This is a genomic window from Flaviaestuariibacter flavus, assembly GCF_004337505.1.
Lineage (GTDB): Bacteria > Bacteroidota > Bacteroidia > Chitinophagales > Chitinophagaceae > Flavisolibacter > Flavisolibacter flavus.
Map to the genome: position 1 here is coordinate 225,893 of NZ_SJZI01000050.1, position 25,953 is coordinate 251,845.

The following is a 25,953-nucleotide window of genomic DNA, read 5'->3' on the forward strand; positions in this document are numbered from 1 at the left end:
GAGTCGGCTCTTTTTCATAGCAAAGGCTGTCGCCATCGGGCGGCAGCCTTTTTTTTGACCGTTCGCCGCATTGTTCCCAAATTTGCCCCGTTCATATGAAGAAGATCATTGTTACTATCGACGGCTGGTCGTCTTGCGGCAAGAGCACCCTCGCCAAGCAACTGGCGCGCAAGCTGGGTTATATCTATGTTGACAGCGGCGCCATGTACCGGGCCATCACTCTTTATTTCCTGCGCAACCACATCGACTGGACCGACGAGCCCCAGGTGGCGGAGGCGCTGGGAAATATCACGCTGGAGTTCGTTCCGAATGCCAAGAGCGGCCAATCGGAAATGTACCTCAATGGAGAGAACGTGGAATACGTGATCCGCGACCTGGTGGTAGCCGAAAAAGTAAGTGAGGTAGCTGCAATCAAGGAGGTGCGCTCCTTTGCCGTAGCCCAGCAGCAGCAGATGGGGCGCAGCAAAGGCATCATCATGGATGGCCGCGATATCGGCACGGTGGTGTTCCCGCACGCGGAACTGAAGATCTTCATGACGGCCGACAACGCCGTGCGCGTGGAGCGCCGCTTCCGCGAGCTGTATGAGAAGAACCCGAACGTCAGCCTGGAGGAGGTGAAATCAAACCTGGAGATGCGCGACTATATCGATTCGCACCGCGAGGTAAGCCCGCTGCGCCAGGCCGAAGATGCGATTGTGCTCGACAATACCAACCTCACCGAAGAGCAGCAGTTCCGCCAGGCTCTTTCACTTATAGAAAAAGCGGTTACTGCTGCAGTATAAGCGGCCGGGCTGTTGCCCATCGTAACGATAAAAGAAAATATTTTTTAGCGCGCCCGTATTACTACGGGCGCTTTTGTTTAAAGTTTGGCACGCATTTTAACGTATAACTATTAACCTGGCAGAATCGCTAACCTACCTCGCCAACCTGGCCCTACTCCTTCAAAAAGACAGCGGCATTACCTGCCCTGCCTAACCTCCCCCCGATCCCGCAAAAAGTAAAGCCCATTAAGGCTTGTGCTATCCAAACCTTTCCCTCCGGTAAAGAACGAATTCTTTATTCCAATCCCTATCGACCCGTTTCGGTGCTGACCGATGGCGCGTGCCTTGTGCGCCCGCTGTCGGGATGACCGTCCGTATCCTGTGAAGCCTGTTGACGCTAACAACTTTCGCTAACCTGAAAACAACTTCACATGAAAAAGATTTTACTCTTTTTCGCGGGCATCGCCTGCGCTTCACTTTCCTACGGCCAACTTGTACTGAATGAACTCTATGTTCGCCCGAACAACAACCAGGGACACCAGGAGTTTTTCGAAGTGAAAAACCTGAGCCCGGTTACAGAGAACACCGCTTGCTATTCGCTCATCACCTATTTCAAAAACGGCCAGGGCGAGCGCGGCTTTTACAAAATCAATTTTCCTTCGATCGATGTAGCACCTGGCGGATTCGTTACCGCATCCACTTCGACGCCCACTTTCCAGTACCAGAACGGGAGCGCCCATTCTGACTTCAGCTGGAACGCCGGCAACATTACCCGTTATGTATTTTCAAACGGTAGCCTCACTGTAAACAATTCGGGCGCGCCTTACTACGATATCTTCCTGAAGTCGCAGGGCAACAGCAACGGCAACAGCGGCGTCTATGGCGTATTCCTGTTTAAAGGAAGCGAGCTGGTGGATGCATTCCTGGGCTCCAACAACTCGATCACCGTACCGAACTATATCACCGAGCTCGGGCAACTCGCTGCAACGGGTGGCTGCGGTGCCTTCAGCTACGACTTTGCCAACATCAACAATGAAGAAGACAGCCTCTTTGGCTACGTGATTCCCGAAGCCGGCACCGACAACGGTTATTACCGCGTTCCGGAAGGATGCGGATCCAACGGTCATTGGGAAAAAGCATCGAGCCCCAGCGAGCACACGCCCGGCCAGGAGAATATCCGTACGAACGGTGGCGGTAATGGCAACGGCAACGGCAATGGCGGCACCATCGCACCACTCGAGGTCAATACCGAATGTCTCAACGATACAACCATTTCCTACGATATCATTGCAGGCTCCAACCGGCTGTTCCCCGTTAAAGTGTACGTGTATTATGACGCCAACGGCAGCCAGTTTATCGATGCCGGCGACGTGCTGATCGGTACCTTCCGCGACGGCAATGCCAACGCACCGGCCCGCTTGATTCACCACCAGCGTGGACAGGAAGACTTCATTTTCATCTTCGATGCAAAAGGCAGCTGCAATGACCTCGTGATCCCGCTCAACTGCCCCGCGGCGATTATACTCCCGGTGACGCTGCAATCCTTCACCGCCAGCCGCAGTGGCAACAACGTGCTTCTCAACTGGACCACTGCTACAGAGATCAATAACCGTGGCTTCAACGTGCAGCGTAAGCAGGGCAACGGTGACTGGCAGACGATCACCTTCATCCCGAGCGCGGCCAACGGCGGCAACAGCACCGGCACGCTGCACTACAGCCATACCGATCTGAACCTCTCCGGCGGCGTGACTATGTATCGGCTCCAGCAGGTGGACATAGATGGCCGCTTCAAGTACAGCGACATCCGCAGCGTACGTAGCCAGGGTCAGGGCGCCCGGGTACTGCTCTATCCCAATCCTTCCAACGGAACGGCCAACCTCCAGTTTGCCAATGTTGACGGCCTGCGCGATGTGCTGGTAACCGATATGTCGGGCCGCGTAATCCGTCAGTGGCGCAGTGTGAGCACACAGAACCTGCAGCTAAGCAACCTGACCCCGGGTGTTTATTCGGTGAAGATCATCGATCAGCGTGACGGCTCCCAGGAGAACGAGCGCCTTGTGGTCAGCTCGCATTAAAGGATATTACCCCTATGAAAACAAAAAAGGCATCCGGACCGAAGCGTCTGGATGCCTTTTACATTAAAAAAGTACTTGTTATTTCTTGATCTCGAGCAGCTCTACTTCGAAGATGAGCGCGGAGCCGGCCGGGATAGCACCTGCTTCCTGCATGCCATAGCCAAGCTGGTAGGGGATGAAGAAGCGATACTTGGAGCCTACGTTCATCAGCTGCAGGCCTTCCGTCCAGCCTTTGATCACCTGGTTGAGGCCGATGGTGATGGGCTGACCACGGTCGTAGGAGTTGTCGAATTTGGTACCATCGATGAGGGTGCCGGCATAGTGCGCCACTACCTGGTCGGTGGCGGTGGGCCTGGGGCCGCTGCCTTCTTTCAGTACTTCGTACTGAAGTCCCGAGGCCGTTGTTTTAACGCCGGGCTTCTTTGCGTTTTCGGCAAGAAACTTTTCACCGGCGGCTACTGTCGGGCCTGCTTTAGCAGCTTTTTCTTTTTGCTGGGCCGCCTGCGCTTTGTTCATGAAATTCATAAGTGCGTTGTTGGCCTGGTATTCGTTCAGTTGCGGCGTATTGCCCTTCATGATATCGTTGATGGCCTTGGCAACAAGCACCGGGTTGAGATCGGAGAGTCCCTGCTGCTTGTAGAAGCTGGCCACGTTGATGCCGATGGCATACGATACGGAATCGGTAGACGTTTTAAGCGAAGCGGCGGGCGAAGGCTTGGAAGCCGGCTTGACAGCGGGCTTTGCGGCCGGCTTTTTCTGGGCGAAGCCCGGGGCGGAAGCCACCAGGGCGGCGGCCAGGAAGATCTTTTTCATGCGTAATGTTTAGTTGACAAAAATAAGGGCTCCGGCCAACTCCGGCAGGTGCAGGGAGCTAATTTAGCACATTCAATTCAAGCTATGTCATCATTCAGCCGCCAGCTGCAGGTTCGCTGGTCCGACCTCGATCCCAATTTTCACCTGCGTCATTCGGTGTATTACGACTGGGGCGCGTATTGCCGCGTCGAATTCTTAAATGAGCACGGTCTCGATTATGCCCTCATGCAGCAGCTTGGTATCGGGCCCATACTCTTTCGCGAGGAGTGCACCTTTCGCCGCGAGATCCGCCCCAACGACAGCGTGATCATCAACCTGGCGCTCTGGCGCGGCCGCCGCGACTTCTCGCGCTGGAGCTTCCGCCACGAGATCATCAAGAACGGCGATACCCTGGCCGCCACCCTCATCGTCGACGGTGCCTGGATGGATGTGCGCCACCGCAAGCTCTGTACCCCGCCGGAAAATGTGCACCATATCTTTGAAAGCATGCCGAAGGCGGAGGGGTTTGAGTGGCAATAAAGCCCTTCTTCCGGAGGTGAGGGGAGTGGAATATCGAATAGCGAACAAGGAATATCGAATATCGAAGCAAAGAGCGGATGCCACCGGCACCCGCTCTTTGAATGTTCGGATCAAACAGAATAGGGTTCGAAACTGTAAGAAATATTCCCGGGAGTCACCCCGCTCCTCCCGGAGAGGGGACGGGGTGAGGTCAAAAAAGCCCCTGCAGAGGCAGGGGCTGTCCATTGAATAGGAGTGTTTGGCAAAAACATTAGCGCGGGTAAACCGTGCGGATCGCAAGCAGATCGTACGTCGTGAAAGCGCTCCAGGTAAGGCATACCGAGTTCATGATGGACTGACCATCGGTGTTGGGCGTGCCCGCAACGAGGGTACCGTAGGTGCTGTTGGTATGACCAAAGCCAAAGGCGTGACCCAGTTCGTGAGTGATGGCGAACACCTGCTGGCCGGCGCTCAGGTAGTTATAATAAGTATTGATGGTGCAGCTCTTGCCGGGGTTGCTGTTGTAATCGGGATAGTAAGTGGTAGCGATCACGCCATTGCCACCGTTGTTGATGCCTTTCACCGCCACGGCGCCGGTAGTGTTAGCGCTTACGCGGGTGATCTGCAGCTTGCTGCCTGCGGCGTTCCAGTTGGCGATCGCCTTATCGAGCGCAGCTACCCAAACAGCGGGAACCGTAGCGTCAGCATAAACTTTTACATACGGAGCCTTGGTAGGTGCAACGGCGTAGTAAGAACGACGGTGCTCGGTCTGGGCACCCTGGGTGCGCTGGGCATAGTAGCCGCGGGCATCTTCCAGGCTCATGGCGGCATCGTTGTCGATCACGAAGTGGCCGGCAGCGGCATCCCAGGTAACATTGTTTTCACCAGTGCTCGTCGCGACGAAGGCCGTAAGCGTACGTACTTCATCATTACTTACCTGGGCAGGGGCGGCAGGAGTTGCTACACTGGATTCCGCGGGAGCGGCAACATCAGACTTTTTGCAGGACGGTGCAGCAATTGCAATGAGGGCTGCGAAGGCAAGAACAGACGGCTTGGTAAAAAGGGCGTTTGACATGGTTAACGGTTTTAGGTAGGTTGTTGTTTCGAGTCCGAAGATAGTCTGACCTTGAGCCGCACCTTTTCCGATATCGTTAACTGCCCCTCTAAGGTCGGTGAAAAAGGTATTATGCCTGATTATAATGTGTGAGCGGGAGCCTAAGGCAGAGCTGCGTGCGCTCATGCGTGGGAGTTAGCCCTTTCCCGTAGAAGTACTAGTGCCGGGCTGAAGGCTTTTCAGCAACCGTTTCCTAATCGTTTCTTAATGCTCAGCCCCCTGTTCCAGCACCTGTACATGCTGCGGGTAATGCACGGTATAGCTGTTGAGCAGGCTGCGTATCGTGCTGTTGTCTTTGTAAGGCTGGAGATATTCCTTTATTGTTTCAACGCTGAAAAGCTGCAGGTGCTTCGGCAGGTAGCCCATGCCGTAAAACGCACCCTGCAACACCAGGATGCAGGAGCTTTCTTCTTCGTTCATGCCGTCGTCGACTATAATGTAAGAAGGCCGGCTCGTCAGTGCGTTGATGGCCGCACGCACCCGGTTGTTGTAGGCAAGCGGAGCTTCCTTCTTTTCACAGGCACCATGGCAATGTGCTTCCGCAATTCCCTGGCAGGCATCGTTGTCGGTCTGCATAAAGCAAAGCTTCGGGCAGAGCTGGTGGTCGCGCATAAGCCGTCGGATAATTCCATGACCGTCTACCTGGTAATGAAACGTATGGATGGGATGCGAGTTGCGGCGGCGTTTTTCAATGGCCAGGCGCATATAGCCGGCCTGGTCTTCATAGGTGAAGATGCCGAAAGTGTCTTCCGGCTTTTTCTGGGCGTTATTAAAGGCTGGCCACAGGCGGCGGATCTCGGTCGATTCAAGAATGGCCGCCATGAGCTCGGTGGCGGCAGGCTGGAAGGTGATACGGTAAACCGAGCGGAGAAAGTTCTGTTTCTGCCGGCTATCGGAGTTATTGCTGAAGTGGCTGTTCACACGGCTGCGGAGGTTCTTGGCCTTGCCCACATACACCACCTTCCCTTTGTTGTCGTGAAAATAATAAACACCCGGGCAGGAGGGGAGTGCCAAGAAATCGTCTTTGGGCACATGCGGGGGCAGCACCTGTTCTTTTGAGTTTTTCTTGAGACTCTTGTCGATAAAACCGGACGTATCCTTTTCCAGCAGGTGTGTAAAAAGGGTGACCGTGGCCGCGGCGTCGCCTCCGGCGCGGTGATGGTTCAGCAGCGGTATGCCCAGCGAGTGGCACAGGTTGCCGAGGCTGTAGGAAGGAAAGCCTGGTACGATCTGCCGTGCCAGGCGGACGGTACACAGCTTTTTCACGTTCAGCGAATAGCCGGCCTGCGCCAGGTGGCTCTTCACGAATGAATAATCAAAGTTGACATTGTGCGCCACGAATACCCGCCCGTCGAGGAAGCGGAACACGTCTTCGGCCACATCGTCAAAGTAGGGTGCGTTGCGCACCATCTCGTCGTCGATGCCCGTGAGCCCCTGGATGTAGCGGGGGATCACCTGGCCGGGATTCACCAGCGTTTCGTAGCTGTCAATGACGCTTAGCCCGTCGAAAACGCGGATGGCGATCTCGATGATCCCATTGCCGGCGGCATAGCCGCCTGTTGTCTCAATGTCCACGATCGCATACTCCACGTTCCCTATTTTTGGCGCTTGAAAGGACAACGAAGGTCTAAAAAATTTAGCAATGCAGCAACCCTTTGACAAAGTTTTAATGTTCCGCAACCGCCTGCAGAAGGTTTACCGGCATATCGGGAAGCAGGCGGCGCGCCAGGGAGTGAGCTGCTACCGCATTTACGATCACGATCTGCCGGAGGCGCCGTTTATCATTGAGCGTTATGGCGACCAGCTTTACGTTTCGGAATACAAGCGGCGCCACGGCTTCGACGATGCTGCCCATACCGGCTGGCTGCAAAGCTGCCTGGAGGTGATGCACGATATTACCGGGGTGCCGGTGGAGAACATCTGGGTGAAGACGCGCCAACGCAAGGAAGGACGCCAGGGGCAATACCAGAAGCTCGATGAACGCAAAAGTGAATTTGTCGTCCAGGAAGGCGGCCTGTCCTTTATCGTAAACCTGAGTGATTACCTCGACACCGGCCTTTTCCTCGACCACCGCAGCACACGCGGCCTGGTTCGCGAGCGCGCGGCGGGAAAAGACGTACTGAACCTCTTTTGCTATACCGGCTCTTTTTCGGTTTACGCGCTTGCCGGCGGCGCGCGGCGCGTGCATTCGGTGGACCTGTCGAAAACCTACCTCGCCTGGACCGGGCGCAACGTTGCCCTCAACTTTCCCGACGCCGGCGCGGCCCACGAGGCCATCCATGCCGACGCCCTTCGTTTTTTACGCGATGGAACACCGGAAAGCTATGATCTCATCGTACTCGACCCGCCCACCTTCAGCAACAGCAAGCGCATGGACGATATACTCGACGTACAGCGCGATCACGTGGCGATGATCAACGATTGCCTGCGGCTGCTGCGCCCCGGAGGGATGCTTTACTTCAGCACCAACTACACGCGCTTCGAACTCGATGCCGAACACATCAAAGGCGCTACTGTGCTCCGCGATATCACGAAGGCAACGACGCCCTTTGATTTTGCCGGCAAGCTTAACCGGTACTGCTTTTACTTCGAAAAATAAAAAGGCCTCCCGAGGGAGGCCTGGCTTTTCACAGATCTTCATTTGTCGGAACGGGATCGGCCGGACATTGGATTGGCGTGGTTAGCAGGACGGACCCGGCCTTCATAGGGATTGGATTTTGGTGTCGGACGGTGGCGGGATATGGATTTTTTTACGAGGCGGCGAACAGCTCTGCATTAGCAAGAACTGTGCGGCAAACCGCCTTTTACTGCCGGGCTTCGACGAAACCTGCTTTTTCATAGACGAAAACCTCGATACGTTTCTTTGCATTAGTAAAATGAAAAAGCCCCGCCAAACGGCGGGGCTATGGTTTGAGGGTGTAGCCCTTGTAAAATCAATAAACGTAGGTAAGCGCTGTGCGGTCGGCGGTGGTGAAGGGGCGGTTGACGCCACTTCCTACGCAGGCCAGCATCCAGGAACCCGCGCTCGCGCCGCTGGGGGTGCCGGGAATGTATACGGCGCCTACGCCAGCCGAACCTTCGTTGGTGGCGGTGCCGCCGCAGCTATAGGCGCGGTTCATGTAGTCGGTATGGCGGAAGCCGATGCAGTGACCCAGCTCATGCGCCATAATGGTGGCGATGTAGTTGATGTTGCTGCTGCCGGTGCCGGTGCTGTACCAATACGTGTTCATCTTCACCTGGCTGTAGGGAGCACCGCTGCTGGTGGGGAAGCCCGAGGAACCCAGCGTGTTGCTGACTTCGTAGTACGCAACCACCGTGGTGTTGGCACCGCTGGTTACGCGCTGGAACTTCACGGTGAGGCTTTCTGCATTGTAACGGCGGATTGCTTCGTCGAGCGCCGCCGAGAACACGGCCTGGTGCGCAGCCGAGCTGTTGTTGAGCGCAACCTTGATGGTGGGATAGGTGCTGGTGTTTACCAGGTTGTTGGTGCGGTAGTGTTCTTCCTGCGCGTATACCAGCTCGGGGCTCGAAGGCATACCAGCCTGGAGGTCGGCAGCGGTCAGCAGGATGTCGCCTTCCACAAGATAGCCATCGGCCGTTGCCTGCACATTCTGGTCATTAAAACCGAGCGTGCGGATCTGGGCGCGAACCGCGTCGGACACCGCGGCTGCCGATGTTTCCTCCTGCGGGGCTTTTGTGTCTTTCTTACAGGCAGAAAAAGTGAGCGACAGGATGCCGGCGATAGCCAGCGGCAATGCAAAACGTTTCATGTGTGTGAGGGGTTTAAAGGGTGAAAAAATTATCAGATACAAAATAGTGAGGACTTACGTTAACGCGCAACTGCTTTTAGCAACACCGTTGCACTCAAGTTTAAAGTTGCGGTAAAATCGCGCAGAAGTACGCTGGGCGGGCCTTACGGATGACCGTATATTTACGATAAAGGATAAAAAAAGAGCCGCCCGGATGGGCGGCTCCCGTCTCATGTGCAGGGAAAAAATTAATAAACGTACGACAGTGCGATCTTGTCGTTGGCATTGAACGGACGGTTTACGTTCGAGCCGATACAGGCAAGCATCCACGAGTTCGGGTCGGCGCCGGAGGGAGTACCGGGAATCTGAACGGCACCTACGCCTGTCGTAGCCTGGCCTTCGTTCGACTTGCGGCCACCGCAGCTGTACGCACGGTTGAAGTAATCCGTGTGGCGATAGCCGATGCAATGACCCACTTCATGCGAGATGATGGTAGCGATGTAGTTGGTATTGGTGGCATCGGTGCCGGTGTTGTACCAGTAGGTATTCATTTTTACCTCGTTGTACGGGTCGCCGGTGGCGTTGGGGAAGCCAGAGGAACCGAGCGTGTTGCTCACCTCGTAGAAAGCTACGATCGTAATGTCCGCGCCCGTTGTTACGCGCTGGAAGTTGATCGTGAGGCCTTCGGCATTGTAGCGGCGCACAGCTTCGTCGAGGGCGGCCGAGAAGGCAGCCTCGTGGGCGGCGGAGCTGTTGTTGAGGGCGATCTTGATCGTCGGGTGCTTCGTGGCACTTACGAGGTTGAAGGTGCGGTACTGCTCTTCCTGTGCAATCACCATGTTGGGCGAAGTCGGGTTCGCACCCAGGTCGCTTTCACGCAACAGGATGTCGCCTTCCACCAGGTAACCGTTGGCAGTGCGCTGTACGCCATCTGTGCTGAAGCCGAGACGCTGAATCTGGTTGAGCGTTTCGGTGTTGATCGCAGACACGTCTTCCTTAGACTGCTTCTTACAAGAGAAGAGAGATACGGAGGCCAGGGCCGCCAACAGGATCGGGGTGCTGATTCGCTTCATACTTTTTGTGTGTGTTTAAAAAAAGTTTTTTGGGTTAAGAGATTTCCAAGATAGAGATTCATCGTTTTTATACGTTAATAAATTTTTAACACGATGTTGCATTTAAGTTTAAGATTCCTGCTCCGGCTCTGAAGTTTATGGGTAATTAAAAAAGGCTAACTAAAAGACAGGCTCAAAAAAAATAGTGGAAATCATTTACCGGATGAGGTGCCCGTTGCAGTTCACAAAAACGCGAAGTTCCATCGTGTACCAATCCTGGTCGTTTGTCACAGCTAAATGCATTTCGTTCCGTACAGCCGGCACCGGGAAAGCGAACTTTTTTACGCTTCCTGCTCGTGCAAGGCCGGGAAAGCGCAACTTCGTAGTCAATCCTTAATCATGATCCGAGCTTTCATTTTGTTCCTGTTCCTGCTGACTGCTTTTGCGGCGGGTGCGCAGAAAAAAGAAGCACTGCTTTCACCTGAGCTGGGTGAAAAGATGGCCCGCGGAAACCTTCCCGACACCCTGCACCTTATGTTGCAGTGGCGCGATGAGAGCCAGCCCCCGGCAGGCCGGGTACTGCGGCAGTATGCGCCTGCGCGTGCCTGGGAACTTCGCATCACCCGTGCCGGGCTGCTGCGCCTGCTTGAAGATGATCGCTTTGTTTTCGCCCAGGAGGTGCTGCTGCCCCGCCCGGAGCTCACAACGGGCTTTCTCGACCTGACACTAAACCGTATTAATACGGTACACTGCCGGTACCCGTCACTGCAGGGCGATTCGATCCGCGCAACTCTCAAGGAGCAATCCTTCGACACCAGCGATATCGACCTCAGGGGACGCATTTTTACCACGCCTCTTGCTTCGTCGAATGTTACGGCGCACGCCTCTATTATGGCAACCATCCTGGCGGGTGCCGGCAATTCTTCTCCCTATGCGCTTGGGGTAGCCCCGGCGGCACTGCTGGGCTCGGTGTCCTTTTCTTCCCTGCTTCCGGAGCCCGACAGCTTCTACCGCAACCGGGCCATTACGGTGCAGAACCATTCCTACGGCACGTTGATTGAAAACTTTTACGGCGTGGAAGCGGCCGCATATGATGCCGCGGCCCGCAATAACCCGGCATTGTTGTTTGTTTTCTCCGCCGGCAACTCGGGTACTTCAAATGCCACGTCGGGTACCTATTCCGGACTGCCGGTATCGAACCTTACCGGGAATTTCAAAATGGCGAAAAATATCCTGACTGCAGGGGCCACCGATTCGCTCGACAACCTGGAGTCTGCGTCTTCCCGCGGGCCGGCTTATGATGGTCGTATCAAGCCCGAACTGGTTGCTTTTGGGCAAGACGGCAGTTCCGGGGCTTCGGCGCTTGTATCCGGTGCGGCGACACTGGTGCAGCAGGCCTATCGCCGCGCTGCGGGCCAGCTTCCGCCTTCGGCGCTCGTGCGCGCCGCACTTATCAACAGCGCCACCGATGCCGGCAACCCTCATCCCGATTATTCTTTCGGCTACGGCGCGCTGAACGCGCTCGATGCCCTGCGTACGGTAAGCGAGGGACGCTTCCTTATCGATTCGCTGCAGGCAGGCAACCTGCGCACGCTGAATATTCCGGTTCCCGCCGGCATCCGTCAGTTGAAGATCACGCTTTCGTGGACCGACCCGGCTGCGGCCGCCAACGCACCGCGCGCGCTGGTGAACAACCTCGACGCGACACTGCGGCATCCTTCCAGCGGGAGCAGCTGGACGCCCTGGGTGCTGCAGCCGGCACCTGCCGACCTGCAACAGCCCGCCCAGCGCGGTACCGACAGCCTCAACAACAACGAACAGATAACGGTCGACAACCCGGCAGCAGGAATGTATACGCTGGAGGTTGCCGGCTCCCGCGTGTCCGGCACCCAGCCTTTTGCAATAGCCTGGCAACTCGATACGGCCGACCGCTTCGAATGGACCTACCCGGTGGCACCCGATGTGCCCCGCGCCGGCGACCGCAATGTGCTCCGCTGGCTGGGCAATCGCAACGGAACGGCTGCTATTGATTACAGCCTGAATGGCGGTGCGTGGCTGCCGGTTACGGCCACCGCCGATCTTTCGGCGCGCGCCCTTGCCTGGCAGGCGCCCGACACCTTTGCCATCCTGCGCCTGCGGCTGCGGAGCGCGGGGCTTCCCGATGTTATTTCCGACAGCGTCGTGCTGAGCCGGGCGCCATCGCTGCGTACCGGTTTCAATTGTGCTGATTCGTTCCTGTTGTTGTGGGACCACCTCCCGGCAGGAAGCTACCAGTTGTATGAGCTGGGCGATCGCTACCTCGGTGCGTTCCGTACTACTACGGATACCTTCGCCCTGTTGCGTAAAAGCGAGCACCCGTCATTGTATTACGCGGTGGCGCCGGTGGTTGGCGGCAGGGCAGGACTGCGCAGCTTCACGCTTAAATATGATGCCCAGGGAGTGGAGTGCTACTTCCGCAACTTCTTCCTGAGCGCCCAGAACGGGAGCCGTGTGGAGTTTACCGTGGGCATCGGTACGCTGCTCAACGTAGGCACGGTAAGCCTGCAGGCCTTACGCGCGGGCGGCTATGTGGATGTGCAAACGGTCACTCCTGCCACTACTTCTTTCCTGCTTGCAGACAGCAGTCTCCACGAAGGCATCAACTGGTATCGCCTGCGGATCCGGCTGTCCAATGGTGCCGATGTGTTCAGCGAGCCGGTGCCGGTCTACTATTTCCCCGGCGCACCGGTATTGCTGTTCCCCAACCCTGCGCCCGCAGGCAAGCCGGTGAATGTACTGGCCAATGAGGCGGGCAGGTATTCGCTGCAGGTGGTGGATGCAACGGGCCGCGTACTATTCACCCGTCGGCTGGACGCCCTCAACAGCCCGATCCCGGCGCTGTCGCTTCCCGCAGGTGTCTACGTGGTGCGGGTGCTGAGTGAAAGCGGGCTGGTGAAGACACAGAAGTTGGTGGTGCTTTAAGAAGGCGATGTCGAATAAGTTTTGGAACCGCGAAGAGAATAAGAAAAGAAGTCGATACGCAAAGTTGATATGTAAAAGGTCCCGCTTTTGGCGGGACCTTTTCAATTGTATTCTTAGTGGAACGCTCTTTTAACTTCTTTCCTTTGCGGTGAAGAACCTTCTTCTCCTTACAAAGTCTTCAGCACGTCATTCATGCTGCGCACGGCGTCCGAGCTCTTGTTGAAAAGAGCCTGCTCGTCAGCATTGAGCTTGTAGTCAACGATCTGCTCCCAGCCATTTTTGCCGATGATCACCGGTACGCCGAGGCAGATATCGTTCTGACCGTATTCACCGTTGAGCGATACGCAGCAGGCGAAGAGCCGCTTCTGGTCGCGCACGATGCTTTCTACCAGCGCTGCGCCGGCTGCGCCGGGAGCATACCAGGCCGAAGTACCGATCAGCTTGGTGAGGGTGGCGCCGCCCACCATGGTGTCGGACACAACCTTCTGCTGCTGCTCTTCGCTGAGGAACTGGCTTACGGGTGCCGAGTTCCAGGTAGCGTAGCGGATGAGGGGGATCATCGTGGTATCGCCGTGGCCGCCGATTACGATGGCGTTGAGGTCGTTGGGGGAGCAGTTGAGCGCTGCGCTCAGGTAGCACTTGAAGCGGGCGCTGTCGAGGATGCCGCCCATGCCGATGATGCGGTTCTTCGGCAGGCCGCTCGATTGCAGGGCCAGCATCGTCATCGTATCCATGGGGTTCGAGATCACGATGATGATCGCGTCGGGGGAGTGCTTCAGGATGTTCTCGGTAACACCCTTTACGATGTTGGCATTGGTGCCGATCAGCTCCTCGCGGGTCATACCCGGCTTGCGGGGAATGCCGGAGGTGATGACCACCACGCTCGACCCGGCGGTCTTGCTGTAGTCGTTGGTGCTGCCGGTGATGCGCGTGTCGAAACCGAGCAGGGCGGCAGTTTGGGTCATGTCGAGGGCCTTGCCTTCAGCGAGACCTTCCTTGATGTCGAGCAGTACCAGTTCTTCGCAGAGTTCCTTGCGCGCGATGTTGTCGGCTACTGTAGCGCCAACGGCGCCGGCGCCTACCACCGTAATTTTCATGGATCAATGATTTATTTGGTAAGAAATCGAATTGCGCTGCGAAGATAGGGTATGCCTAAAGTCGGGCTGATGACTTTGATCCTATTTCTTTCGTTTGGCAAGCACACGTATGCGCTCCAGCATTTGCGGCACCGGCATCGATCCCTCGAAGGTTTCCGCCAGCATACCCTTGCGATCGTAAAAGGCCAGGAAGGGCAGGTGCGTGACGCCGAAAAACGGCGGCAGCAGGAAGTAAATGTCTTTGCCCACCACGGTGTTGGGAAGCAGGTCGGTGTGGTACTTCGTGCGGAATTCGTTCATCTCGCCGATCGACGCAAAAGTGGCCAGCACCAGGTGCATATCGGGGAGGCTGTCCTTTCGCCTGACGAGCTCCTCGGCGGTGTGCTGGCAGTGGCTGCAACCCGGACTGAAAATGATGACGAGCACCGGCTTGTTCTTCGGCAGTTGCTCTTTTTTAAAGACGGTAACGCTGTCACCCAGCAGCAGCTGGATCGGCGGCAGCTCCGGGAAACGCTGGTAGGGGAGTGAGTCCTTGGCGTTCTGCGCCGCGGCGCTGCCTGTCAGCATCAGCAGGAAAAAGAGTATCCGTATGACCTTCATTGCGCAAAGATACCGGGGGGAATCCCAGATCTAAGATGTGGGATCCGGGATCAAAAGACTTTTGCTCCGAGCCGCAGGTTGAGCACCCGGTCTTCGGGACTGACGCCATACGCAATGGTAAGGGCCATCATGTTGAAGGGCGCCACCATGATGCCGGCACCGAAGCCGGTATGCCAGGTCTTGTATTCCTCACCCGGCTGCCACGCGCGCCCCTGGTCGAAGAAGCCTACGAGGCCGGCCTTGCCGTTGAAGAGCCAGCTGCGGAAGTCCCACAGGAAGCGCAGCTCATTCTGGTTGAAGGCCACCGTCTCACCGCGGAATCGCTCCCGCCTGTAGCCGCGCAGGCTCGGTCCGCCGCCGAGGGTAGGTAGCTGGTAAAATTCCGGCTTGCCCCGCACACTTGCGGCACCGCCGTGGATCACCAACGAGATGACGCGCGAGAAGGGAAAATAGCCCGTCGCCGTGCCTTCATAACGCTGGATGGAACGATCGCTTTGATGGAGGTTTTGCGTATGTCGCGCCAGCAGCTGCAGGTTGAAGCCCTTGGTGGGAAGGACTTCATTGTTGACCGCCCGGAAGTTGTAATAAACTTTGGCACTGCCGAAATGCTGCCGGTCATAGGTATTGGCGGCGGTACGCGGCAGCTCTTTCCCGCTGAAATGGCCGCTGTCGCCAAGCACGCGGACCATATCATATCCGCCTCCGAAACCCAGGCGGTGATGCTTGCCCATAACCCGCTCCAGCCGGATCGACCCCGCACCTTCTTCGGTCAGGAGCCGGTAGAAGTTGAGGTCGGAGACTCCCGGTGCGATCTTCGTTTCGTTGCCGCCACCGAAATAAAAATGTTTCAGCACCTGGTCGTAGCGGCCGTCCAGGAGCAGGCTCCACTTACCGACCACTTCGTGGAAGATGCCCCGGTAGTCGCCGCCGAAGGAGCGGCGCGAGATGGAGTAATTGGCACGGAGGCGCTGCTCCCAGCTGAACGGCTCCTTGCGGAAGCTTCGCTTGCGGTAGATATAACCCAGGTTCAGGTAGACGCCACGGAGATTGCTGTAGCCCGGGAACTTGATGGTGTGCCCGCTGTTGGCCCGGAAGCCTTTATACTCGTAGCGGTTAATGGCCGTGTCGGAAGAGCGCTGCCATTTCACGTGACCATCGCCCTGCAGAACATCGCCCGGGTTGTCATAGACCACGACTTTTTTCCCGCTGCCGACAACCAGCACCGAGTCGCGGTCGGGACTACCGATGACGCGCACCCGGATATCGCCGCGGTCGCCCCTGATATCAAAAACGTCGGCGCCGGCGAGGCCGTAGAGGCGCACCTCGTTGGTCATTGCCGGGTCGAAGCTGCGCTGGTAGTATGGCTTTTTCGCGGCATTGTTGTCCGCGTCGAAAACCTGCAGCCGCAGGCGCCCGCCCGCGTCATTATCCACTACGAAGCGGTCGGCTCCTTTTGTGCCCGGCACGTCTACCTGCTTCGCCAGGTAGGCGCCGTATTGCGCGGCGTAAGCCACCAGGTGGCCGCGGCGGCTTTTCAGCTTTCTGATAATGGTCTCGCCCGAAGCGGCGAAGATTTCCGGCGGCAGCTGCCGCACCGACTGCTCGATCACCGCGTCGGTGAGCCGCTCCTGGAGCTCCCGGGCGATAGCGGTCCAGCGCTCGGGCGGCACTTCGTTGGCCAGCCGCCGGTCGATGAAGCGCGCCGACGAATTAAATTTCTTTACGTTCTTGATATCGCCTTGGAAGGACTGCAGCACTTCGAGTTCTTCGGGCAGTGTCAGTAGGTAGGGGATCACGCCCTGGAAGAGCGCATACACCTGGTCGCGGTCGCGGGGGATGGGCCGGTAAACGGTTTCGCTGCCCTCTTTGAAGCGGGCCCAGCGCCACTGGTTTTCGTGCCGGTCCCAGTCGCCGATGAACATGTCGAAGATCCGGGCCCGCACATATGCTTCCTGGTCGTGACGATGGTCGGGCTCAGTGGCCAGGAGTTCCATCAGTTTGTCGGTACCAATGAACGTCGTCGCATAGCCGAAGTTTTCAATACCGGAGGGCATGTCGTCGGGGCGTTCTTCCAGCATAAAGAGGCGGCCGGCTACCTGGGAGCGGTACTTGCCGAAGCGCGGGTCGTCGGGCGCCAGCAGGATCCTGGGGCTTGCGTGATAGACGCCGGCTGCCCGGGCCATCAGCGGGATGGTGAGCGCGGCATAGGGGTGGCTGCACGAAACCATGTCCTGCGCGGCCCGGTCAATAAATGTTCCCCGGAGCATTTTCGGAAGCACCGTGGAGTTGTCCTTATCAATTGATCGTAGCGCCCACAGGCGGCCCTGGCCGTCTCTCAGGCGCAGCGAAAAGGTTTGCTTGCCGCCGCCGGCCTCCACTACCGAAAGACCGCCGAGTGTATCCATCCGGAGCACCGGCACCCAAACCGGTGTGGTCCACTCCTGGCGGTAATGGCGGCCCATGAAGATCTTTTTAAACCCGCCCGCCCGGTATTTTTCGCCGGGAATCACCCGTGCCCGCGGCGGCTTACCCGCCGGTCCCTCCACTACCGTGGTCGGTTGCCCATGCAAGGTTCCGCAGACAAGAAGAGCCAGGATCGGAAGTGTTTTCCGCACCATCAGGGCTGAGCTTTGTGTCATAATGCGGGTTTCTGCCGAAAAGAATGAAAAAAAGGTGCCACAGAAACCGGCGTCGGTGGTACGCCGATACCTGATTTGGCAGGAAGCCCGAAACACCGAAACTTCCGCTATATTTGCCGCCCAAACCATCAATTTTAATTACAGCATATTTATGGCAACGACCGCAGATATCAGCCGGGGTTTGATCATCAAGCTGGACGGCAGTTTATACAAAGTAGTGGAGTACGGCGAAAACAAGACCGCGCGTGCCGCCGCCAAAGTGTGGGCAAAGCTCGCCGGCGTCGACAACAACCGCACGATCGAAAAAACATGGAACAGCGGTGAGAACATCTTCCCCGTGCGCGTGGAGCGTCGCGACTTCCAGTACCTGTACCAGGACGATACCGGCTTCAATTTCATGGACAATGAAAGCTTCGAGCAGATCGCCGTTGCCGAGAACCTCGTTGACGCACCGAAATTCCTGACCGAGGGTATGGTATGCTCCGTGCTGGTGAATACCGAGACCGAGCTGCCGATGAGCGTGGAGCTGCCCGACAAGGTGGTGAGCAAGATCACCTATAGCGAGCCGGGTATGAAGGGCGACACCGCTACCCGCACGCTGAAGCCCGCCACCATCGAAACCGGTGCCCAGGTAATGGTGCCCCTGTTCGTAAACGAAGGCGACCTGATCCGCATCAACACCAAGACCGGTGAATACGTAGAACGCGTAAAAGAATAATTCAAGCGCACTCAGATAAGAAGGCCCCGGGATCCCGGGGCTTTTTCATTTAAGCCGGGCGGTGGGCTTCGACGGACCGCGCTCCGGCCGGCGGTCGGGGTTGCGATCGGGTGTGCGCTGCGCGGGCGCTTGTGCAGGGCTTTCGCGCTTCGGCGTCTCCTTGAACATCGGTTCGCGCGGCTCCTCTTCGTCGCGCTCCTCGTCCTGCCCGTTGTCGGGCGTACGGCGGATATTGATGCTCCGCTTGCGCTGCATCACCTCGAACACGATCTCTACGGGCTCGTCACCGTTCAGGTCTGCGATCCGCGAAGTGGTGACCGGTACGTATTCATCATCAAACACATTTTCATTGAGCGTTACCTGGTAGCTGCCTCCCGGCAACTCCAGCGAAAACTCGCTGTTCATATCGGTAAGCGTGCTGAACGACTTGCCCGCCGCGTCGGTGGCAGTCACCCGGATGCTCGACAGCTCCATGTGCTGGTTGCTCATATTGTCGGCGATCAGCACGAGGCGGCCGCGCAGCAGGCGCCCGATGCGGAAGGGCACCAGCATTTGCTTTCCCGCGCGTGCGGGGTTGAGCTTCTGGCGGAGCCCGTCGCGCGGCAGCCAGCCGCGGATCCCTTTGATTTTTGAAAAGTCGATATCGAGATCAGCGGCCCCGATGTCGCGCAGGGAAAGCGTACCTGTTGAATCGGTGCGAACCCAGTTGCCGTTTACCAGCACGTCGGCATGCGCCAGCGGCTCGTCGCCGGCACCGGGGCGCTGGTCGTTGTCGCGGTCGCGGAAAAGCACCAGGTCGAAGTTGTACGATTTACGCTTTTTATAAACAGGCACCGAAAGCGACTTGCGGATCGTCAGGTCGGTGAAGACCGCCCTGTTGCTGCGCAGACCGGCATTGTTGTTCAGCATTACCTGCAGCCCGATGGCGGGAAACTGCTTGCTGACACGTGTTGTGAGGAAGCTGAAGTCGGTGCCGTAGCTGGAGTTGAGCGTGTAGCTGTACTGGTTGAAAATGCTGAGCCCGATCTTGGGAAAGAAGTGCTCGTAATAGGGTGCGAACTGCAGGCGCCGGTAGGAGCGGGGCGCCGGCAGCGACTCCTTGATCTCGTAGTAATAATACGGGTTCAGGCAGTGCTGCAGCTGAAGTCCGGCACGCCCGTACTGGATGTTGAGCGAACTGTTTACGGCAAAATAAGGAGCGATGTCCGTACGTCCCCGGAGCCGCACGATCCCGGCCTGGCTGGTGAAATAAAGCGAAAAGCCGTTCCTTGAAAAATTCAGGGTGTTGGACAGGCGGTACATCTCCGGAACAAAGGCCGACAAGCTGTCCTGCCACTGCCGGAAGATGCCGAAAGACGAATTGAAGCTGAGTTGCTTGCGCACGCCTGAAAACCCGATCCCGTATTCCTCCATACCGGAGACCATCAGGTTGCGGATGGCAGCGTCGACGGACTGGTTGTAAACGCGCACGTTGGAACGGTAAAAGGCCGAAAGCTGCAGCTTTTTGCCAAAGGCGCGACGCAGTTCATGATCGTGAAACGTGAAATTTTTATACATCCCGGGAAAGTGCTTCCCGAACACATCGAGGCGCGAGCTCGCCTGCCAGCGGTTCCAGTTTTTGTCGAAGGTGTAGCCAATGAGCCCGCTGCTCACCGTACTGTCAGTGCCGGCTTTCGCGGTCAAAGGAGTACTGCCGCCACCGCCGAAGCGGAGGCCGATCTTTTGTTTTGCCGCGAACTCCCAGGCTACCTCATTCATGTTCAGCAGGCTGCGTGTGCCTTCGGTGCGGTCGCTGTTGTAGAACAGCTGGCTGCTCCAGTTCCATCGCCGCGCGAGCGGGTGGGCCAGGCTGATGAACGAAGTGGTGGCCTCATTCAGGTAGTGCCGGATAAAGCCGAGTTCAGTGGTACCTTTCTTGTCAGCCGAAAACAGTTGAACGTTCGCCCCGAGGCCGAAGGCCGTGAAGTAGCGGAATTCGTTTTGGTATCCCAGGAGCGTGCGGCTGCGCGCGGTGGAATACAGCAGGTGTCCCTGCTGCGGCGTCAGCTGGTAACCCTGGAAATAAGTAGGAGAGGAAAGCAGCACGTCGAGGCGACGGTCTTTGCTGAAGCTGAGGTTGCCGCTGGCGCCCATCAGGAGGGCGGGCTGGCTACCCGTAAAATTCCGGAGGTTCAGGTCAACCGAGAGCGGCATTTTTTCCCAGCGCTCCACGCCCTGCGAGTAGATATTATCGGTGCGGATAAAGTTGACCGGGATCATCCGCTTATCGCCGGTAGCGTCTTGGGCAAACAGGTAGCCATAGGTGCGCAGTTCCTCCAGCCGGGTCTGCAACACCACCGGTACGCGGAAGACGCGCCGCTCTCCGGGCGCGAGCACGGGCTTTTTTTCGTTGATCTGAAATGTGACTCCGGGAGGAGATTCGGAGCTGAGCTGCAGCTCGAGCGGCACGTTGCCGGAATTTTGCAGGCTGATCTCCACGGAGGAGTTGGGTTGCCGCCCTGAATAGAGTACCTCGCTTTGCAGGGCCGTGCAGGACCAGCGGATATAGGGTTGTTCGCGGAGTACGAAGGAAGCGCTTTTCGTGCTGCCGCCGGCAGTGCAATGAACCCATACCGTATCGGCCGCCGCCGACAGGTGCGGGCGGCGCAGGGCCAGGTGCAGGGGCTGGTACTGAATTTCGCCCGGTGCCAGCAGGCGTTCCCCGGTAACCGGAGTTACGAGTTGCAGGTAGTCGGAGTATTGCAGGCTGACGGTAACGGGCAGGGGCGCACTGCCGGTATTCTCCATGCGGAGGCTGTTGAACTGAAAGCCGTTGCCGTCGATCACCACCGTGTCCTTTATAAAGCGCAGGGAGAGGGGCGCCTGGCCAAATACATTCCCGGTGCCCGAAAGCAGGCACAGCAGGAAGAGGAGGTGTAGGGTAATATTTGGCTTGTGGAAGTTCAAGGAGTGTGCCGGCGGCAGGAATGAAGAAGCCCTCCACGGGTTGGGAAGGGCTTCTCAGGAATCTGGTGACAGATCAGTATTGGGTGGCGGTGAACACGACGTTGATCGTGTACGTGTCGGCGTCGTAGTTGAGGCCGGGAACCGCTTTATAATCGATGTTGTGCACGTTGCCCGAGCCACGGCTGAAGTTGCCGATGTTCTGGTCGGTGGTGCTGAGGCCTTGGTAGGGAACGGTACCGCCGTTCACCTGAACCTGCAGTACGCTTGCCGGCATCGTCGTGGTGGTAACGCCGCCGTCGGCGAAGTTGGCCGTAGCAGCCTTGGCAGTGAGGTGGTAGCTCTTGTTCGAAGAAACGGTGACTGTACCCGCGCTCTGGAGCTCGATACCCGAAGTGTAGTCAGCGACGGTCGTGAAGGTCATCGTATGCGTCGTGTTCGGTGTATAATTGATCGTCAGTGCGTTGTTGAGCACCAGCGTAACCGTTTGGCCGGAAGTCGATGCAGTTGCGTTCGTTTGGGCATTTGCAGCGGCAAATCCGCAAACAGCAAAAAGAACAAGGGCGATCTTTTTCATTCGAAGTTGTTTTGGAGGGTGTAATGAATTGATGTGCTAAAATAGAAACCTTTATCGATATCTCAGCAAAACTCTCCAAAAAAGCTATGGTAAACCCCTATAAATGCATTGGATGGTGCTATTTGAACCTGAAATGGGCCTCAGGGACGGCTCAGGGTAAGCAGCTCGCCCGCGCGGATCCGGGAGAATGCTGCCGGGATGGCGGCCCGGTGGCGGCCACGCTGCTCGCGCACGCAGCTCCACCTTACGGGAGCCTGGACCAGGAAGGGGTGTAGCGGATTGCCGGTCTTTTCGAAAAGTGCCGGCGGCTGCAGGCGCAGCGTCATCGTGGCCGCGGCCGAGCCGACTGCCACCTTTTGCGCCTGCGCAAAGACGCACAGGCTGGTGCAAACCAGGAACAGGAAGTACTTCAAGGGGATAGGATTTTCTGAGTGCCGGGGCACCCAGGTCTAATTTAGCATCCCTGTACCTCTGGAGTACACCAACCCGCTGCGATTTTCAGGTGCTCTGAAAAAACACCTAAGCGCTGCTAGGGGGCAGTTAACGTATAGGTCAGTGCAATTGTGTAAGTGCCTGGTAAATAGGCATAACCGGGAGTGGCGCGGTAGGAAATATAATAGGGCGAGGAGCCCGGTGTGGCGCTCCCCGAGACCAGGGTCTGCGGTGTTGTGGAAAGCGCCACTTCGGTGCTGCCCACCGACACTTTCAGTACCGAAGCAGGCATGGTTTCTGGGCCGAGCGACCCGCTGTAGTTGAAGCTGCTCGAAGCGCTCCGGGCGGTAAAGATCCAGGGCGAGTTGCTCTTGAGCGTAAAGCTGTTGCCGTTGGCGATCGACTTGCCCGCATCAAATTCGCCGGTAGTGGCAAATGTAAATACGTGCGAAGGGCCGGTGGCCAGGGAAAGCGCGACGATTCTTTGAACGTTAACGGTGATCGGTATCGTCCGCGTAATGCTTGTGTTCTTGTTTTCCGAGTAGGTGACCGACAGGTTGAAGGTGTAGTTGCCGGCCGGTACCGCCCAGCCGATGGGCTGGAGGATGAGGTCGTAGCGGGCAACGATGTTATTATTGTTGTTGTCGTTGGCCTTGGTGGCCAGCACCTGGCTCGCGGTATTGCCCAGGGCTATATTTCCCAGGGTGTAGCCGGTGTTGTCGTTAGGGGTGATATTATTGAAGCGGACCTGGAGCAGCCCGGCGGCAATCGGGGAGGTGGCCGGGCTCGTAGAAGTTACGATCGCGGCTAGATCGTATTTTTTCCTGCCACTGTTGATGATCAGGGAAAAAGCCTGAGGAATGGTGATGGTGCTGCTTTCCAGTTGTGCGACCGTGCTGACGGTGATTGCCGAAGGGGCTATCACGTTAAAGGACTGGGCGCCCAGGCGCTCCGGCAAAAGGGCGACAAGCAAAAACAGGAGCCATCCGCTTAAGTTTCGATATCGGTCCTTCATAGTCACCCGGCGCAATCTGGTAACGCCAAATGTAAGTAACTTTGTTTAAACCGGTATTTGGGATGAAACCACTAACTGTACTATGTCTTGCCCTGCTGGCATGCCTCAGCGGCTTCGGCCAGCGGATCTCCGTGCAGCCTTCCACCCTTGATTTCCGCGTGGCTCCCGGCGCCAGCCAGTCGCAAACGATCTCCCTGTCCAACTTTTCCGATAAAAAGGTCGCCTTCCAGGCCTATATCAACGACTGGCTGCGCGACAGCACCGGCGCCCACCAGTATTTTCGTGCCGATACCCTGCGCCGCTCCTGCGCCACCTGGGTGCAGCTGAGCCGGAATTTCATCGAGCTGGAGCCCGGCCAGTCAACACAACTGGTAGTACAGCTGCAGGGCCCGGCCGACAGCGCCGAATTCCGCCAAATGAAATGGGCCATGCTTTTCCTGCATACCGTGGAGGAACAGGATAGCGCCACCCGCCGCCAGAAGCAGCTGCAGGCTACTATCAAGGAGTCGTTCCGCATCGGGGTACATATTTACCAGACGCCACCGGCGCTCGGGCTGCGCAAGGTAAAAGCCCTCGCGCTGCGCCCTGCCGCCGACGCGCCCGATGTATACGAGCTGAAGATGCGCAATACTGGTGAGATGATGGTAAACTGCAAGGCGTATATCAACCTCACGGAGGTGGCCACCGGCAGGCAATACAAGACCGAGCTGGTCGACTTTCCGGTATTCCCCGAAGGCGTCCGCAAGGTGCGGATCAAGTTGCCTTCCGACCTGCCAGCGGGCACCTATTCGGCGCTCGGCGTACTCGACCTCGGCGGCGACGTTCCGCTGGAGGGAATTGAAAAGACGATCGAGGTAAAACCGGCTGTCGCAAACGGTGCCAACGGCAAATAGGTGGATACCAATTCCTCCCTATCTTCGCCCCCTGTTCAAACCAAAACCCCATTCAAATTGAAGCACATGGATTTTAAGCAAATTCAGGAGTTGATCCAGCTGGTCAACGACACTAATATTGGCGAAGTGAGTATTGAGCAGAAAGACTTCAAGATCACCATCCGTCAAAAGGAAGAGCAGATCACCCAGGTGATGGCCGCTTCCATGCCCCAGATGCAACTCCCGATGCCCCAGATGCAGGCCCCTCAGGTCGCGCTGCCCGCCGCTTCCGGCGCCGCTGCTCCGGCTGGCGCTCCTGCCGCCGCTTCGGCCAATACCGTTACCATCAAGAGCCCGATGATCGGTACCTTCTACCGCCGTCCCTCGCCCGACAAGCCTGACTTTGTAACCGTTGGCGACGAGGTGAGCCCCGGCAAAGTAGTCTGCATCATCGAGGCCATGAAGCTGTTCAACGAGATCGAAAGCGAAGTGAAAGGCAAGATCGTGAAGATCCTCGTAGAGGACGCTTCGCCGGTCGAATACGATCAACCCCTCTTCCTCGTAGAACCCGCCTGATCAATGCGGTAATCCGGTAATGTGATAATGTGATAATGGATCTGTCGCCAACGAAGCTCCCTTCGGTCATATTATTACCGCATTACCGCATTAACACATTACCACATTAAAAAGATTTATCTGTGTTTAAAAAGATACTGATCGCCAACCGCGGCGAGATCGCGCTCCGTGTGATCCGCACCTGCCGCGAGATGGGCATCAAAACGGTTGCTGTTTATTCAACGGCCGACAAGGACAGCCTGCATGTGAAGTTCGCCGACGAGGCTGTGTGCATCGGCAAACCGCAGAGCTCCGACTCCTACCTCAACATCCCGCACATCATGGCGGCCGCCGAGATCACCAATGCCGACGCCATTCACCCCGGCTACGGCTTCCTGGCGGAGAACGCCAAGTTCTCGAAGATCTGCGCCGACCACGGCATCAAATTCATCGGTCCCACTCCCGAGATGATCAACGCCATGGGCGACAAGATCACGGCGAAGGAAACGATGATCCGCGCCGGTGTTCCGGTGATTCCCGGCTCCGAGGGACTGCTGCAAAGCCTCGATGAGGCGAAAGGCCTGGCCAAAGGCATGGGCTACCCCGTCATCCTGAAGGCTACGGCCGGCGGCGGCGGCAAGGGTATGCGCGTTGTTTGGGCGGAAGACGAAATGGAACGTGCCTACACCACCGCCAAAGCGGAAGCGGGCGCCTCTTTCAAGAACGATGGTATCTACATGGAGAAATTCGTGGAAGAGCCCCGTCACATCGAGATCCAGATCGCGGGCGACCAGTTTGGCACCGTGTGTCATCTTTCCGAGCGCGACTGCTCCATCCAGCGTCGCCACCAGAAGCTGGTGGAAGAATCTCCCTCGCCCTTCATGACCCCCGAGCTGCGTCACGCCATGGGCGAAGCCGCCAAGAAGGCTGCCTCAGCCATCAACTACGAGAGCGTGGGCACGATCGAATTCCTCGTCGACAAGCACCGCAATTTCTACTTCATGGAGATGAACACCCGTATCCAGGTAGAGCACTGCGTAACCGAAGAGGTGATCAACTACGATCTTATCAAGGAGCAGATCAAGATCGCGATGGGCGAGCGGATCTCCGGCAAAGACTATGAGCCGACGATGCATGCCATCGAGTGCCGCATTAATGCTGAGGATCCCTATAACGACTTCCGCCCCTCACCCGGCAGGATCACCGTGCTGCACCAGCCCGGTGGCCACGGCGTGCGCGTTGACAGCCACGTATATGCCGGCTACGTGATCCCGCCGTATTACGACTCGATGATCGGCAAGCTGATTACCGTGGCGCAAACCCGCGAGGAAGCCATCGATACCATGTACCGTGCCCTCAGCGAATACGTCATCGAAGGAGTGAAGACCACCATTCCGTTCCACCTGCAGCTGATGCAGGACGAGCGCTTCCGCTCGGGTGACTTCAACACGAAGTTCCTGGAGTCGTTCAAGATGCAATAAG

At 57.3% G+C, this 25,953-nt stretch carries 21 protein-coding genes; 9 read left to right on the forward strand and 12 right to left on the reverse strand.

Annotated features, from left to right (window positions below; all coding sequences use genetic code 11):
• Positions 1-95: 95 nt before the first annotated feature.
• Both cmk and EPD60_RS15065 read left to right on the forward strand, forming a co-directional pair.
• On the forward strand, positions 96-782 hold the full coding sequence (gene cmk, locus EPD60_RS15060) for a (d)CMP kinase (RefSeq protein ID WP_131450342.1): 687 nt from the start codon (positions 96-98) through the stop codon (positions 780-782).
• Positions 783-1,192: 410 nt separating this feature from the next.
• Positions 1,193-2,836 carry a T9SS type A sorting domain-containing protein gene (locus tag EPD60_RS15065; RefSeq protein WP_131450343.1) on the forward strand — a complete coding sequence of 548 codons (1,644 nt, stop codon included), beginning with the start codon at positions 1,193-1,195 and terminating at the stop codon, positions 2,834-2,836.
• Positions 2,837-2,914: 78 nt separating this feature from the next.
• Here the strand turns inward: EPD60_RS15065 and bamJ are convergent, their stop codons facing one another.
• Positions 2,915-3,649, reverse strand: coding sequence for a BamJ family beta-barrel-assembly machinery protein (gene bamJ / locus EPD60_RS15070; protein WP_131450344.1), 735 nt, complete (start codon positions 3,647-3,649; stop codon positions 2,915-2,917).
• A gap of 84 nt (positions 3,650-3,733) precedes the next feature.
• Here bamJ and EPD60_RS15075 point away from each other — a divergent pair, with 84 nt between their 5' ends.
• Entirely contained in the window at positions 3,734-4,168 is a 435-nt protein-coding gene (locus EPD60_RS15075) for an acyl-CoA thioesterase (protein ID WP_131450345.1), read from the forward strand.
• Positions 4,169-4,418: 250 nt separating this feature from the next.
• Here EPD60_RS15075 and EPD60_RS15080 read toward each other — a convergent pair whose 3' ends face one another.
• Both EPD60_RS15080 and EPD60_RS15085 read right to left on the reverse strand, forming a co-directional pair.
• Complete coding sequence (locus EPD60_RS15080; protein WP_131450346.1) at positions 4,419-5,222, reverse strand: M57 family metalloprotease; 804 nt, start codon at positions 5,220-5,222, stop codon at positions 4,419-4,421.
• A 243-nt stretch (positions 5,223-5,465) separates the two neighbouring features.
• Positions 5,466-6,851 (reverse strand): exonuclease domain-containing protein, encoded by a 1,386-nt coding sequence (locus EPD60_RS15085; RefSeq protein WP_131450347.1) that lies wholly within the window; start codon positions 6,849-6,851, stop codon positions 5,466-5,468.
• 52 nt (positions 6,852-6,903) lie between these two features.
• On the opposite strand from EPD60_RS15085, the gene EPD60_RS15090 reads away from it, so the two are divergent.
• On the forward strand, positions 6,904-7,860 hold the full coding sequence (locus tag EPD60_RS15090; protein WP_243647848.1) for a class I SAM-dependent methyltransferase: 957 nt from the start codon (positions 6,904-6,906) through the stop codon (positions 7,858-7,860).
• Positions 7,861-8,194: 334 nt separating this feature from the next.
• Here EPD60_RS15090 and EPD60_RS15095 read toward each other — a convergent pair whose 3' ends face one another.
• Both EPD60_RS15095 and EPD60_RS15100 read right to left on the reverse strand, forming a co-directional pair.
• Positions 8,195-9,031, reverse strand: a complete 837-nt coding sequence (locus EPD60_RS15095) for a M57 family metalloprotease (RefSeq protein WP_131450348.1) — start codon at positions 9,029-9,031, stop codon at positions 8,195-8,197.
• A 227-nt stretch (positions 9,032-9,258) separates the two neighbouring features.
• The gene (locus tag EPD60_RS15100; RefSeq protein WP_131450349.1) at positions 9,259-10,083 is read right to left on the reverse strand and encodes a M57 family metalloprotease; all 825 of its coding nucleotides are present in this window, start codon (positions 10,081-10,083) and stop codon (positions 9,259-9,261) included.
• Positions 10,084-10,461: 378 nt separating this feature from the next.
• On the opposite strand from EPD60_RS15100, the gene EPD60_RS15105 reads away from it, so the two are divergent.
• The gene (locus EPD60_RS15105) at positions 10,462-13,023 is read left to right on the forward strand and encodes a S8 family peptidase (RefSeq protein ID WP_165871565.1); all 2,562 of its coding nucleotides are present in this window, start codon (positions 10,462-10,464) and stop codon (positions 13,021-13,023) included.
• Positions 13,024-13,190: 167 nt separating this feature from the next.
• On the opposite strand, the gene mdh is transcribed toward EPD60_RS15105, so the two are convergent.
• From mdh to EPD60_RS15120, 3 genes are all read right to left on the reverse strand, one after another.
• Positions 13,191-14,120: a malate dehydrogenase gene (gene mdh, locus EPD60_RS15110; protein WP_131450351.1), complete on the reverse strand. Its 930-nt coding sequence runs from the start codon at positions 14,118-14,120 to the stop codon at positions 13,191-13,193.
• A gap of 81 nt (positions 14,121-14,201) precedes the next feature.
• Positions 14,202-14,720 (reverse strand): TlpA family protein disulfide reductase, encoded by a 519-nt coding sequence (locus tag EPD60_RS15115; protein WP_131450352.1) that lies wholly within the window; start codon positions 14,718-14,720, stop codon positions 14,202-14,204.
• A 50-nt stretch (positions 14,721-14,770) separates the two neighbouring features.
• The gene (locus tag EPD60_RS15120; protein ID WP_165871566.1) at positions 14,771-17,359 is read right to left on the reverse strand and encodes a BamA/TamA family outer membrane protein; all 2,589 of its coding nucleotides are present in this window, start codon (positions 17,357-17,359) and stop codon (positions 14,771-14,773) included.
• A gap of 151 nt (positions 17,360-17,510) precedes the next feature.
• Here EPD60_RS15120 and efp point away from each other — a divergent pair, with 151 nt between their 5' ends.
• Positions 17,511-18,077 (forward strand): elongation factor P, encoded by a 567-nt coding sequence (efp, locus tag EPD60_RS15125; protein WP_131450354.1) that lies wholly within the window; start codon positions 17,511-17,513, stop codon positions 18,075-18,077.
• A gap of 45 nt (positions 18,078-18,122) precedes the next feature.
• On the opposite strand, the gene EPD60_RS15130 is transcribed toward efp, so the two are convergent.
• The 4 genes from EPD60_RS15130 to EPD60_RS15145 form a co-directional block, all read right to left on the reverse strand.
• Positions 18,123-21,023 carry a hypothetical protein gene (locus EPD60_RS15130; RefSeq protein ID WP_131450355.1) on the reverse strand — a complete coding sequence of 967 codons (2,901 nt, stop codon included), beginning with the start codon at positions 21,021-21,023 and terminating at the stop codon, positions 18,123-18,125.
• A 73-nt stretch (positions 21,024-21,096) separates the two neighbouring features.
• Positions 21,097-21,597, reverse strand: a complete 501-nt coding sequence (locus EPD60_RS15135) for a hypothetical protein (RefSeq protein WP_131450356.1) — start codon at positions 21,595-21,597, stop codon at positions 21,097-21,099.
• 140 nt (positions 21,598-21,737) lie between these two features.
• The gene (locus tag EPD60_RS15140) at positions 21,738-22,010 is read right to left on the reverse strand and encodes a hypothetical protein (protein ID WP_131450357.1); all 273 of its coding nucleotides are present in this window, start codon (positions 22,008-22,010) and stop codon (positions 21,738-21,740) included.
• Between the two features lie 116 nt (positions 22,011-22,126).
• Complete coding sequence (locus EPD60_RS15145; RefSeq protein ID WP_131450358.1) at positions 22,127-23,002, reverse strand: hypothetical protein; 876 nt, start codon at positions 23,000-23,002, stop codon at positions 22,127-22,129.
• Positions 23,003-23,106: 104 nt separating this feature from the next.
• Between EPD60_RS15145 and EPD60_RS15150 the strand changes: the two genes are divergently transcribed.
• The 3 genes from EPD60_RS15150 (at position 23,107) to accC (ending at position 25,952) form a co-directional block, all read left to right on the forward strand.
• The gene (locus EPD60_RS15150; RefSeq protein WP_131450359.1) at positions 23,107-23,937 is read left to right on the forward strand and encodes a fimbrial biogenesis chaperone; all 831 of its coding nucleotides are present in this window, start codon (positions 23,107-23,109) and stop codon (positions 23,935-23,937) included.
• 66 nt (positions 23,938-24,003) lie between these two features.
• Positions 24,004-24,492 carry an acetyl-CoA carboxylase biotin carboxyl carrier protein gene (accB, locus tag EPD60_RS15155; protein ID WP_131450360.1) on the forward strand — a complete coding sequence of 163 codons (489 nt, stop codon included), beginning with the start codon at positions 24,004-24,006 and terminating at the stop codon, positions 24,490-24,492.
• Positions 24,493-24,614: 122 nt separating this feature from the next.
• A complete protein-coding gene (accC, locus tag EPD60_RS15160) occupies positions 24,615-25,952 on the forward strand; it encodes an acetyl-CoA carboxylase biotin carboxylase subunit (RefSeq protein ID WP_131450361.1) in 1,338 nt (445 codons plus the stop codon).
• Position 25,953 lies beyond the last annotated feature (1 nt).